Below are 13,657 nucleotides of genomic sequence, written 5' to 3'. Positions count from 1 at the left end.
TGTTTTTTCTATACAAATCGCCTCCTTTAAAATACTTTTATTTATATTTGAAAAATGGCGCTATTGCGCCATTTCAACATTGATTGACTACTCAAAAATCTGAATAATTTTTTCTTTAAATGCATTCATAAGTTTTTCTTTTTCTTCTAAATATTCACTATAACACTCATATTCTCTACATATACAATTTATAATTTCACTTGATGTAAAATTGATTTTTTCAAGATTATAGTTATATAAAATTTCAACACTATCAACCTCACTTATGCTATTAAAAATACAATCATATATATCTTCAATTATAAAATTACTATCTTCTTCAAATTGACCTAAAAGTTGTTCTCTATTTTCTTCAAGCAATACATTTTCCTTTATAAATTCTACAAAGTTTTCAAAATCTTCAGTGTTATTACATGGTTCTATTTCAAATAGTATCCTAAAAAATAAATTCCATGGAAACTCTGTATTTAGTCTACTTCTAAAATGATTTCCTAAATCATTACAGAACTTATCATCAAATGTAGGTTCTCTTTCAAACTCTATTTGGTCATTAAAATCTATATCTTTATTTACAATTTCATTTAATCTTGCAAACTCATCAAGCATAAAATTGCCTAAAACTTCATCACTTATATCTTGTTTATTAAAAGAATAACTTAATATAGTTTCACATGGCTTTTTAAAATCCACAACAAAACCTATACTTTTATTCATCTTTTCTGAAAAAGCATCATACACTAATTTTGCAAAGAGTTTTTCAATTTCTTTTTTACTTACTTTCATGTTAAAAGACTTTCCTGAATGAAAGTTTTTATAAATACTCAAAAGCTGATTATCTATCATAGTAAGATTATTCTTTATAGAGTCCATCATATCCTTTATAAATTTATCAGCAAGTAAATATGTGTTATTTTTATAAATTATTTTATGTTCAATCTCACTCCAAAACACATTTACAAGAGATTTAATTTGAAGTTCAAATTTTACTTCTCTATCTAAATATGCAAAAACTCCATCTATCTTATATATTTCAAATCCATTTTTTTGCTTATTAGGTTGTCTTTCAGACAATTTTAATTTAATATTTTTATTTTCTTTATTATAATAGTTTATTTTATCATCTGTTTTATTAAAATATCTTCTTAAAAGCCTATATATCTTATTTTCATCCTCAATAAATCTACACTCAATTCTTAGTCCTATTAAATCAGATACATTATGAATAAGATTACTTGCCTCCCCATATTTTTTTAAATATCTATTTCTAATTATCTTTTCCCTCAAACTTGATTCTGATTTTATTCTAGAGGTTACATTTATATACTCTTGATTTTTTTCGTCCAAGATATTTTCAAAGTACTCTTCTATTTCATCTGATATAGTTTCTAAAGTTGGAGACATTACCCTCAACATTTCTATAGACTCTTCAATAAAATCAAATTCTTTTAATCCCATAAATTTTTACACTCCTATGTTTAATAACTGTTAGCTATTTCAGTTCTTTATATTTAACTACATTCTTATTTTAACATTTTTTCCTATTATAAGTAAGTATTCTCCAAAAACCTTCATATATATTTCAAATTAGAATTAAAATATCAGATAAAATTAAAAGATTTTGTGATAATAAAGTTATAAAAATAGTGGATTTTTTTTCCTAATACGAGTATACTATAGATATAAATATTTAACTAATTAGTTAAATATTTATATCTATAGTAGGGAGGATATTATGGTAAAAGTATTTAAAGCATTAAGTGATGAAACTAGAAGAGAAATTTTAAAATTGCTTAATGAAAGAGATATGAATGCAGGAGAAATAGCAGGTCATTTTAATATGTCTAAACCAGCAATATCTAAACATTTAGATATTTTAAAAGATGCAGAACTTATTAGTTCAGAAAAAATGGGGCAATTTTTGATTTATTCTATTAATTTATCGGTCCTTCAAGAAGTACTTGGAAACTTCTTGGATATTTTTAAAAAGATATAGGAGGCTATTATGGAAAATATAGGTTTAATATTACTTATAGCATTATTAATTATAAACTATGTAAATGCACCAGAAATTTTAGGTTTTTCAAAAGATAACCCTAAAGTTAAAACTGCAAGAAGGTTACAAATGTTATTTTTAATAGTCGCAGTTGGAAGGTTTATCATTCCTTTACTAGGTATAGATGAGATATTTTCTTATGAAATTAACGACAAAGTATCAGTTATAATAAATGCCATTATAATTATGTATTTTGGTAATTTATTACCTAAGCTACAAATTTATAAGAACATAGATACTAAATGTGCTTGGGCCATTGGAGATGAAAAAATATGGAAAAAGGCAAGTAAGATTTTTGCGTATTTATCATTTGTTATATCTATTGGAATGATTATATTGAGTTTTTATTTTGATTCAGATACAGTCACAACAGCATGCCAGTTCATATGGTTTGCAATACCATTATTATATTTATTACTTCATTATAGAAACAAATTTAGAGCTCCTAGTCCTAAATAAATAGTTGTAAATAAAATAAAGCCACCTCTTCTTAAAAAAAGCTATACTTTATTTTAATATTGAAATGAAGTGTTTATAAAATAAATTGCCACCAAGGCATTTATGGTGGCAATTTATTAATAATCATATTTTTAGTATTTTATATAATTTCTAAATATATTAAATTAAATTTTCTTCAATTAAAAACCTATATATATACCTATTGTTAAAAAAACTAAAGATACAGCTGTTAAAATCAGTAATATAGGCATTATAAATTTTACCCATTTTGAAAAAGGAATATGAGCTACTGCAAGTGCTCCCATTAGTACTCCAGATGTTGGAGTTATAAAGTTTGTAAGACCTACCCCAAATTGATAAGCAGTTACTATAACTTGAGCTGATATATTAACTAAATCACCAAGAGGAGCAAGGACAGGCACTGTAAGTGAAGCAAGTCCTGAAGATGATGGAATCAAAAATGCCAACGCAGCTTCCAAGAAAAATGATAGATATACAAATATAACCTTTGGAAGTCCACCTAAAAAGCTTGCTGCAGAATTTAATATAGTATCTATTATAAATCCATTTTGAGCAATTATTACAATTCCACGAGCTAAAGCTATTGCAAGGGCAGCTGATGCTAAATCTTTTGCTCCATCTATGAAACTATCGGAAATTTCACTTTGTGACAATCTACCAACTAATCCAGAAAGTACACCTATCGCAGCAAAACACATTGATATCTCTGGAATATACCATCCTTGACTTAAAACACCCCAAATCATTATTGCCATTCCTATTCCAAATATAGCAAGAACAGATACTTCTTTAAAAGTAAACTCTTTTATTTCAGTTGAAGTATGATTAAGTATTGATTTATTATTTTTATCTATCTCATACACTATTGAGCTTTCAGGGTTTTCTTTAACTTTTTTAGCATAATACATAACAAATGCTATACTGATTAATATATATGCTATAAAAATCACTACTCTATATGCTACTCCTGAACCAGGAGCAAGTTGAGCTAGTGCTTGTGCAATACCAACTGAGAATGGATTTATTGTCGATGCAGCCGCTCCTGCCGCTGCTCCTATAAATACAATCGCAATGGCGGTTAGAGAATCATATCCTAAGGATGTCATAAGTGGAACAAATATCATATAAAATGGTAATGTTTCTTCTGCCATCCCAAATGTAGTACCTCCAAGACCAAATAAAATCATTGATATTGGAATTATAAGTAGTTCTTTTCCTTTAAACTTCGATATAACTGATGCTATTCCTGCTTCTATAGCTCCAGTTCTATTTACAATACCAAAAGCACCTCCAACTATTAAAACAAATCCTACAACTTCTGCTGAATCAATAAAACCTTCTATGGGTGCTTTAAAAACATCCGTAAATCCTTGAGGATTACTTTCTACACTTTGATAAGTCCCTGGTACAACAACCATCCTACCTTCTACATCTTCTCTACTAAATTCACCACTTGGTACTATCCAAGTTAATATTGCCATTAATACTATTAGCAAGAATATAATTGTAAAAGTGTGTGGTATAATAAATCGTTTCTTCTTACTGTCAATCATTATAATGTCCTCCATACTTTACTAAATTTTGAATCTATATAGGATACTTTTTAATCTCTCTGACTAAAGTTTTCCCTTTTTACAATTTTTTATTAGCAAAGATACAAAATAAAAAAGCTCTCTTTTAGATTTTAAAAGATAGCTTTTTTTATTTTTATTCAATTTAAATACTTTACTTTCTATTTTACTAATTGAATTTTTTCATTATAATTTGATATTGTTTCTTCAATATTTTTAGATTTCATTATAGTTGACATTACAGCAAAATCATCACAGTATTTTAATGTTTCTTTGACATTAGATGGTAGGATTCCTCCAAGTGCAACGGTCTTAATATCAGTAATTTTCTTAGCTTCCTTCAAAAGTTCAATTCCTTTTGGCAATAAATTTTCTTTACACTTAGTTTCATATATATGTGATAATGTTATGTAATCTATTTTTATATTTAGTTTTCTTATTATTTCTTCTAGACACTTTACTTCTTCTACTTTATGTAATGACAATCCCAGTATCTTATTTTTATTGAAATTATATCTATTTCCCAGTAAATTCAAAAACAATTTAAATGGAAGATGAATACCTTGACAATCTGTCTTTTCAAAAAATTCTATATTGCTATTTATTATAAAGTTTACTTTAAATCCATCATTATTCTCTTTCTTTTTTATACTATTCTTCAAGCTTTCATCCAATATTTTTTCCTGAAAATTAATATACTTAATTTTATTTTTTATCTTTATATATAAATCTTTTAATGCTTCATATTCTAAATCTTTTTCTCTTATTATAATATTTTCTACACCACTCAATATAGATTCTTTAATAACCTCTAAGTATCGTTCCTCGCTACATAAATTTCTATTTGTTATCAAATACATCTAAAATCTTTCCCAATCTTTAAATACATGTTGATAACCAATTGAATTTAGCATTTTCTCTATATCTTCAACAGTACTTTCATCATTTATTTTGAATTGAGCAGTATCATGTTCATCTTGAGAATGCCCTCCTACATCTGTAGATACACCTGCACTTAATTTAGTTACTCCTAAAGGTACTATATGACTTCTCATTTCCAAATTTTCTCTAGTAGATATATTTAAAGCTGCATGAGGGTCAAACAGCCTCATACAAACCATCGCTTGAACTAAATCAGTGTCGCTTATATCTACTAATTCTTCAAAACAACCTTTGAATGGTCTCATTCTTGGTGTTGAATATGAAAGCTCAATATGAGGATATTTTGTTTTTAGATATTTCCCATGCAATATTGTAAAGAAGGTCTCTTTTCTAAAATCATTTAATCCTAAAAGTGCTCCTATTGATAGAGTTCTCATACCTGCCTTTGCTCCTCTTTCAGGAGCATCTAATCTAAATTTATAATTTGATTTTGGCCCTTTTAAATGAACTCTTTTATATATTTTCTCATCATAAGTTTCTTGGTATACAGTTAGACCTTCAACTCCTTTGTCTACAATATACTTATATTCATCTATTTCCATTGGATATACTTCAATTCCTATAGATGGAAATTTATCTCTTAATATTTCTATAGCCTCACCTATATATTCTACACTTGAATGAAAACTACTTTCACCAGTTAAAACAAGTAGATGTTTGAAACCTTCTTTTGAAATTTCATTTCCTTCCTCTCTGATTTCATCCATAGTTAGTTTTTTTCTTTTTATTCCACTTTTTATATTGTAACTACAATAAACACATTGATTTACACAATAATTTGCTATGTACATTGGTGTATATAGGCAGACTGTCTTTCCAAAATATTGAACACTTAATTTATGTGCTTTTTGTGCCATAGCTTCTAAATGTTTTACAGCAGTTTTAGAAAGTAAATTTAATATATCAAAATCCTCAAGTTTGTCTTTTGATAAACTTCTTAAAACATCATTGTCTGTAACATTATTTAAATATCCATCAAAATCAAAATCCCTATATTTTTCTATTACCTCATAAAAACTCATCATCAATCACCACTTTCTATAAATTGCCTAAAAAACCTGTTAAAGGAGAAGATGCATTTGCAAATTCTGATACACTTCCTGCTTTTGCTATATAAGCTTCTCGTCCACCTTCTACAGCTAACTTAAATGCTCTAGCCATTTGCACAGGGTCACCTGCTGAAGCTATAGCAGTATTAACAAGCACTGCATCAGCTCCCATTTCCATAGCTTCCATAGCTTGAGATGGTTTACCAATACCTGCATCAACTATTATTGGTATATCTAATTCATCTATCATTATTTTTATCATTTCTTTCATTTGAAGACCTCTATTTGAACCAATTGGAGCACCAAGAGGCATAACTGCTGCTGCTTTAGCTTCTATAAGTCTTCTTCCAGCATAAAGGTCTGGTGTCATATATGGAAGTACTATAAATCCTTCATCAGCAAGTATTTTTGTAGCTTTTATAGTTTCTTCATTATCAGGAAGTAAGTATCTAGTATCTGATATTACTTCTATTTTTATAAAGTCTCCACAACCCATTTTTCTAGATATTCTAGCTATTCTTACAGCTTCTTCTGCATTAGTAGCTCCTGACGTGTTTGGAAGTATAGTCATTTCTTTTGGAATATATGTTAAGATATTTTCTTGTTTATTATCTAAATCTACTCTTCTAAGTGCCATTGTTATTATTTCGCTTCCACTTTCTTTGATTACTTTAGGCAATATATCATTTGAGCCATATTTACCTGTTCCAACCAATAATCTGCTATTGAATTCATGTCCTCCAAGTACTAATTTATCCATTTTCTTTCCTCCTCATCTTATTTTTTTCAATTTTCAATCTTTTTATTTTCTGATTCACGTATTTATATATCTATAAGTATTTTTGTTGCCAAATTTGCCATATGATTTGCACAAATAGCAACTCTTGGAGCCATAAGTCCCTCTCCAATTTTAGCTTCATTTACAAAATCTCCACATATATAAAATCTATCTCTTATTTTCTTAGTAGTTATTATATTTGAATCATAGTAACCTGCCATACCTGATGATGCTATCAAATATTTATCTTTCAAATTTATTAAGATATAATTACAAACTTGTGCTTTACATGAAGCATCATCAAAAGCTTCAATTATCAAATCTGCCTCTTTAAGTATATCCATATTATATTTATTTAAAAAAATATTTTGCTTTTTTAATTTTATAAATGGATTAATTTTTGTTATATTTTCAACCATAGCATCTGTTTTTAGTTTTCCTATATCATCTATAAAGTATTGCTGTCTATTTAAGTTAGATGGCTCCACAACATCATAATCTATAAGTAGAAGTTCTCCAACTCCAATTCGAGCTAAAGAGATAGCTATATTGGACCCAAGTCCACCTAGTCCCAATATAGCAACTCTTCCTTTTTTTAATTTATTATGCACATTTGGAGTATGTCTAGCTATCAACAAGCTTTCTAACTCATCAAAAGAAGGTTTAACCCCTTTTTGTATAAGTGTTAATTTATCATTTTCAGAAAGTGGAATGTCAGCTTTAATTGGATATCCATTCAACACCAATACATCACATTTATGATTATATTTATCTCTAACTTTATAGGCAGTTGTATTTTTTTCAACATCTGTTAATACTTCATTTACAAATATTTTTATTTTAACCACCTCCAATAAAGCTAATAAGTTCTACAACATCTTCATCCTTTAATATATATGTATTGTAATTGGATTCTTCAATTATTTCTAGATTTATCTCAACTACAACTCTATCGCTCTTCAAATTATATTTATTCAACAAATCTATAACAGTTAAGTTTTCTTTGAATTCAACATTCTTTCCATTAACCTTCACTAAATCACCTCCTCATTTTGACTTTATTCAACTAATGCTCTGCACAAATTATATTAAATTAAGTTCCTCATTGTTTAATATTTTTTTAACTGTTCTCATTGAACACATTTTTCCACACATAGTACAACTATCTTCATGAGTCGGAGTTGACTCATCTCTATATCTTTTAGCTTTTTCAGGGTCTATTGCAAGTCTAAACATTTCACACCAATCTAAATCTGCTCTAGCTTTACTCATTTTGTTATCCCATTCACGAGCTCCTTTAACATTCTTAGCTATATCTCCTGCATGAGCAGCTATTTTAGCAGCTATTATCCCTTCTTTCATATCATCTAAATTAGGTAATCTTAAATGTTCTGCTGGAGTTACATAGCATAAGAAGTCTACTCCTTTAGCACATGCTAATGCTCCTCCTATTGCACTAGTTATATGGTCATAACCTGGGGCTATATCTGTAACCAATGGACCAAGAACATAAAAAGGAGCTCCATGACATAGTCTTTTTTCTAACACTACATTTGCTTCTATTTCATCAATAGCCATATGACCAGGTCCTTCTATCATGACTTGTACATTTCTTTCCCATGCTCTTTTAGTAAGCTCTCCTAATACTACAAGTTCTTGAATCTGAACTCCATCTGTAGAATCTTTTATACAACCAGGTCTACATGCATCCCCCAAACTTAATGTAACATCATACTCTTCACATATATCTAAAATCTTATCAAAATTAGTATAAATAGGATTTTCTTTATTATTTAACTCCATCCAAGCAAATAATAGTGAACCTCCACGAGATACTATATGAGTTAATCTTTCATGATTTTTTATCTTTTGACAAACACTTCTAGTAAGACCAGCATGTATAGTAATAAAATCAACTCCGTCAATAGCATGTTGTCTTATTACATTTAAAAATTCTTCTTCTGTTATATCCTTTAGTTCTTTTTCTAAATACCCTACTGCATCATACATAGGAACCGAACCTATCATTGCAGGTGACATTTCAACAACTTTTTCTCTAAATTCTCTAGTTTTTCCATAGTTACTCAAATCCATTATTGCTTCAGCTTTCATGTCTATTGCCACTTTAACTTTTTCAAGTTCATTTTCTATATTCTTACAATCTCTTGAAATTCCTAAGTTTACATTTATCTTTGTTCTTAAATTTTTACCTACACCTTCTGCACTTAAGGATTTATGATTTTTGTTAGCAGGTATAACAACTTGTCCCTTTGCTATTAATTCTCTTAATTCATTTACATCTACTTGTTCCTTTTGAGAAACGATTTCCATTTCTTTAGTTATTATGCCTTTTCTAGCAGCATCCATTTGCGTTGTATAATTCATATTACATTCCTCCAAGATTAAAGTTATAGTTTTTAACAATAAAAAAAGTGCTTTTCCTTGTTTTGGAAAGCACTCTTATAATCATATATACACTTAGACAAATTTCTCACTATGCAGAATAATTTATCTATTTATATAACAAAATTATATTACAAAGCTTCCCTTCGCAAGCATTATCTTGATCAGGTTATTAGGGTTTGTAAGTTACGGCTTTATCTCTCAGCTAGCCAATTCTAGCGCCCCTAGCTCTAAATTTTTATCATTTTTACAAATTCAGTATAACACAGCAAAAATATTAGTTCAACATAATAATACAAATTTTATATTTTAATCCAGCTAACTTTACTCCAATGATGCACCTTTTTTCGAATTTTCAAGATAAGATTTAAGTATAACAGCCCTTATATTTTCATACTTTATTGAATCTGGAAGTTTTCTTTTTATGTTATTTAAATTTTCATAACCTACTTCTTCACATACTTCTAAAATCATCTTCCTTTCATCTTCACTATAAAAATTTTCTAAATCTAATGTAAATGATATACTTTGCCCATCTTTTAAATAATCATATACATATCCAATAACTGTAGATAGGGAGACTTCTATTTCTTGACTTACACTTTGTATATCCTTACCTTGATTTAACAAATCTAGTGCTATTTCATTGTTTTTTCTGCTTTCTCCATCTAGTATCAATTTTCTTTTTTTCTTTTTCTCCCAAGTAACATCAATACTATTTTCTTTTACATAATGTTTAACTTCATCTAAAATACTAGCCCCATACTTTTCAATTTTTACTTCACCTATACCAGAAATATCCTTTAATTGTTCTTTATCAATAGGATATCTTCCACTTATTTCTTTCAAAGCCTTATTAGTTAAAATCATGTATGGAAGTAATTTTTCTTTTTTAGCATATTCTTCTCTAATATTTATTAGCCTTTCATATAAAGCTTTATCTGTATTAACTTCAAGAAATTCACTATTGACATTTATTAAATCGACATTTTTTTCTTTGTCTTTTTTATCTATATTGTTTTTTTCGACATATTCTTTGATTAGTGTTTCAAAATCTTCACCATATTTTTGATATTTAATTTCTCCTACTCCAGATATATTTAGCATTTCTTCTTTATTGACTGGATAACTACTAGACATAGCTCTAAGTGTTCCATCTCCAAAAACCATATATGGAGCTATTCTTTCTTCACTTGCAATTAAGTGTCTTAATTCTCTTAAAGCACTATATAATTCATCTTCTATTTCTAGAGATTTTGTCATTACAATTTCCTTAAATTCTACCTTTACCTCGCCCTTCAAAACTTTCATAGACATATCATTTAATCTTATAGTTGGGTAACTTCCTCTGTTTCCGCTACCTAAAGTTTCGACTAAATCTAAAAAACCATGAGAAACTAATGTATTTATAAAATTCTTCAAGTCTTCACTTGAATAATCTCTCATAATATTATATGTAGACAAAGTATCTAAACCAAGTTGTAAAATTTTTTTGTTTTTAGACCCTCTAAGTACATCTACAATAGTAGTAACACCATAACTTCTTTTCATTCTAGCTACACATGAAATAACTTTTTGAGCATCTATAGTTTTATCCACTATTTCTCCTTCAACTAAACAATTACTACAGTTATTACAGTTTTCTATATAATTTTCTCCAAAGTAATTTAATATTGTCCTCCTATAGCATGAATTACTATAAACTAAATCAATCATATGCTGAAGTTTTTTATGTTGAAATAATTTTCTTTCAGGATTTTCAACACCAATATCTATTAAATATTTTTGTATATGTACATCTCCTGGAGAAAATAAAAGTATACATTCACTTTTTTCTCCATCCCTACCAGCTCTCCCTATTTCTTGGTAGTAATTTTCTACACTTTGAGGCATATTGTAGTGTATAACCCATCTTATATTGGGCTTATCAATACCCATCCCAAATGCATTTGTTGCTATCATTATATCTATATTATCATTTATAAAATCTTCTTGATTCTTATTTCTTTCATTTTTAGATAAACCTGCATGGTATTTTGATACAGATATATTTCTCTTTGCCAAACCATTATAAATATTTTCAACTTCTTTTCTAGTAGCTGTATATATAATTCCAGACTCATTTTTATGATTTTGAATATAGTCTAAAATATATTTATTTTTACTAGATGATTTCACTATATTTATTGCTAGATTTTCTCTATCAAACCCTGTTATGTAACAATCTGGACTCTCTAAACACAATAAATTTATTATATCAGCTCTTACCTCTTCTGATGCAGTAGCTGTAAAGGCTGTGACTATAGGTCTTTTAGACAAACTATTGATAAACGTAGAAATCCTTCTATAACTCAGTCTAAAATCATGTCCCCATTGAGATACACAATGTGCTTCATCTATTGCAATTTGACTTATGTCATTATTATTTATTAGTTCAAGAAATTCTTGGGTATCTAATCTTTCTGGAGCAATATAAAGTATTTTATAAGTATTTTTTCTAATATTACTTAATATTTCATTAAATTCTTTGTTTCCCAATGAACTATTTATAAAAGCAGCATTGATTCCCATGGCTTTTAAAGCATCTACTTGGTCTTTCATAAGAGATATAAGTGGTGAAATCACTACTGTCATCCCATCTAATATCAATGCTGGAAGTTGATAACATATAGATTTTCCTCCTCCAGTTGGCATTATAGCTAATACATCTTTTTTATTCAAAATAGAATTTATTATGGACTCTTGGCCTTTTCTAAAACTTGTATATCCATAGTATTTTGATAATATTTCTAAAGGTTTTTTATTCATATATTTCTCTCCCAATTCAAATTAATTAAACTTCTTTTCTGATTATGTTCAAATTTTTATTTTTATATTCACAATCGCATTATTCCAAAGTTTCTAGCTGTTATATATTATATATTAACATATATTTTTAAAAAAATAGTTTGCAAAGTAAAATAATTTATGATACATTCTAAATATAAATTTAATACTTAATCTTCGGGGTAGGGTGAAATTCCCAATCGGCGGTATAGCCCGCGAGCTGAGTTAAAACTTGGTTGATTTGGTTAAATTCCAAAGCCGACAGTAAAGTCTGGATGGAAGAAGATATATACTAAATAAGTGTTTTTGTAGAGCCGTTTTGCTATACATTTATACAATATTTATTGTAGATTATTCTAAACCCCGAGTTAATTCTCGGGTTTTTTTGTTTGAAAATTATCTAAGTTTAAATAGGAGGTGTAAATATTGTGAAATTTATAAGTCAAAAAGAGAAAGATATTTATTATATGAAAAAAGCTATTGAATTAGCTAAAAATGGAGAAGGTTTTGTAAATCCAAATCCATTAGTGGGATGTGTAATCGTTAAAGATGATGACATAATAGGTAAAGGATATCATGAGAGATTTGGCTCTAATCACGCTGAAATAAATGCTATAAATAGTGCTAATCAAAGTTTAAAAGACACTACCCTTTATGTAAATTTAGAACCCTGTTCTCATTATGGCAAAACACCTCCTTGTGTAGATAAAATTATTCAAAATAAGATTAAGAGAGTCGTAATATCTACATTAGACCCAAATCCAATCGTTTGTGGTAATGGAGTAAAAAAACTAAGAGACAATAACATTGATGTTACTGTAGGTATATTAGAAAAAGAAGCAAAACAATTAAATGAAATATTTTTTTACTATATAAAAACAAAAAAACCTCTTTGTATTGTAAAATCAGCAGTAAGTTTAGATGGCAAGATTGCCACAAAATCGCTAGAATCAAAATGGATATCTAATGAATCATCAAGATATCTAACTCATAAGTATAGAAATAAATATCAAGGTATAATGGTTGGGATAAACACAGTTTTAAATGATAATCCATTGCTAACTTGCAGACTTAACCAAGAAAATGTATCTCACCCTGTAAGAATAATAATAGACACAAACTTAAAATTGCCAGTTGATAGCAAATTAGTTAAAGATAAAAACAATAAAACTATAGTTTTTACGTGTTGTGAAGATAGTGAAAAATCATTAGTTCTAAGAAAAAATAATATTGAAGTAGTACTTTCTCCTAAAAAAAATAATATGGTAGATTTAGAATTTGTAATGTATAAATTAGGAGAATTAAAAATTGATTCTGTTTTAGTTGAAGGTGGTGCTACACTTAATGACAGTCTATTTAGAAACAATTTAGTTGACAAAGTCAAATTGTTTTTATCACCTAAAATTATAGGTGGAAAAGATGCTCCTACTTTCGTTTCTGGAGATGGAATAGATTACTTATCAGATGCTATACAATTAGAAATTAAGAATGTAACTTTAATAGATGGCGATATTTTGGTAGAGTCTGATGTTTTAAATTAAATTTATAAATATAC

The 13,657-nt window shown here is 28.0% G+C and carries 12 protein-coding genes and 2 riboswitches; of the genes, 3 read left to right on the top strand and 9 right to left on the bottom strand.

Going from position 1 to position 13,657, the window contains the following annotated elements; all coding sequences use genetic code 11:
- Positions 1–87: 87 nt before the first annotated feature.
- Complete coding sequence (locus IC758_RS08980) at positions 88–1,455, bottom strand: GTP pyrophosphokinase family protein (protein ID WP_227433204.1); 1,368 nt, start codon at positions 1,453–1,455, stop codon at positions 88–90.
- 277 nt (positions 1,456–1,732) lie between these two features.
- On the opposite strand from IC758_RS08980, the gene IC758_RS08975 reads away from it, so the two are divergent.
- The gene (locus IC758_RS08975; protein ID WP_227433203.1) at positions 1,733–1,993 is read left to right on the top strand and encodes an autorepressor SdpR family transcription factor; all 261 of its coding nucleotides are present in this window, start codon (positions 1,733–1,735) and stop codon (positions 1,991–1,993) included.
- Positions 1,994–2,002: 9 nt separating this feature from the next.
- Entirely contained in the window at positions 2,003–2,512 is a 510-nt protein-coding gene (locus tag IC758_RS08970; protein WP_227433202.1) for an SdpI family protein, read from the top strand.
- 179 nt (positions 2,513–2,691) lie between these two features.
- On the opposite strand, the gene IC758_RS08965 is transcribed toward IC758_RS08970, so the two are convergent.
- The 8 genes from IC758_RS08965 to recQ all read right to left on the bottom strand — a co-directional run bounded on the left by IC758_RS08965 (position 2,692) and on the right by recQ (position 12,084).
- Positions 2,692–4,086, bottom strand: coding sequence for a YfcC family protein (locus IC758_RS08965; protein WP_227433201.1), 1,395 nt, complete (start codon positions 4,084–4,086; stop codon positions 2,692–2,694).
- Positions 4,087–4,265: 179 nt separating this feature from the next.
- The gene (locus IC758_RS08960; protein ID WP_227433200.1) at positions 4,266–4,964 is read right to left on the bottom strand and encodes a thiamine phosphate synthase; all 699 of its coding nucleotides are present in this window, start codon (positions 4,962–4,964) and stop codon (positions 4,266–4,268) included.
- Positions 4,965–6,068, bottom strand: a complete 1,104-nt coding sequence (thiH, locus tag IC758_RS08955) for a 2-iminoacetate synthase ThiH (protein ID WP_227483240.1) — start codon at positions 6,066–6,068, stop codon at positions 4,965–4,967.
- Positions 6,069–6,084: 16 nt separating this feature from the next.
- Positions 6,085–6,855, bottom strand: a complete 771-nt coding sequence (locus tag IC758_RS08950; protein WP_227828421.1) for a thiazole synthase — start codon at positions 6,853–6,855, stop codon at positions 6,085–6,087.
- A gap of 62 nt (positions 6,856–6,917) precedes the next feature.
- Positions 6,918–7,721, bottom strand: a complete 804-nt coding sequence (gene thiF, locus IC758_RS08945) for a thiamine biosynthesis protein ThiF (RefSeq protein ID WP_227483242.1) — start codon at positions 7,719–7,721, stop codon at positions 6,918–6,920.
- Complete coding sequence (gene thiS / locus IC758_RS08940; RefSeq protein WP_227433196.1) at positions 7,714–7,908, bottom strand: sulfur carrier protein ThiS; 195 nt, start codon at positions 7,906–7,908, stop codon at positions 7,714–7,716. Before thiS ends, thiF begins: the two co-directional genes overlap by 8 nt.
- Positions 7,909–7,956: 48 nt before the next feature.
- Entirely contained in the window at positions 7,957–9,258 is a 1,302-nt protein-coding gene (gene thiC / locus IC758_RS08935; RefSeq protein WP_227433195.1) for a phosphomethylpyrimidine synthase ThiC, read from the bottom strand.
- A gap of 142 nt (positions 9,259–9,400) precedes the next feature.
- A riboswitch (TPP riboswitch) is annotated at positions 9,401–9,512 on the bottom strand.
- A gap of 88 nt (positions 9,513–9,600) precedes the next feature.
- Positions 9,601–12,084: a DNA helicase RecQ gene (gene recQ, locus IC758_RS08930; protein ID WP_227860911.1), complete on the bottom strand. Its 2,484-nt coding sequence runs from the start codon at positions 12,082–12,084 to the stop codon at positions 9,601–9,603.
- A 187-nt stretch (positions 12,085–12,271) separates the two neighbouring features.
- Positions 12,272–12,393, top strand: a riboswitch (FMN riboswitch).
- Between the two features lie 137 nt (positions 12,394–12,530).
- Between recQ and ribD the strand changes: the two genes are divergently transcribed.
- On the top strand, positions 12,531–13,643 hold the full coding sequence (gene ribD, locus IC758_RS08925; protein ID WP_227433193.1) for a bifunctional diaminohydroxyphosphoribosylaminopyrimidine deaminase/5-amino-6-(5-phosphoribosylamino)uracil reductase RibD: 1,113 nt from the start codon (positions 12,531–12,533) through the stop codon (positions 13,641–13,643).
- Positions 13,644–13,657 lie beyond the last annotated feature (14 nt).

The sequence above is a fragment of the Clostridioides sp. ES-W-0016-02 genome (assembly GCF_020641035.1).
GTDB lineage: Bacteria > Bacillota > Clostridia > Peptostreptococcales > Peptostreptococcaceae > Clostridioides.
The sequence above is the reverse complement of the archived record's forward strand: the minus strand, read 5'-3'. Positions and strand labels throughout refer to the sequence as shown.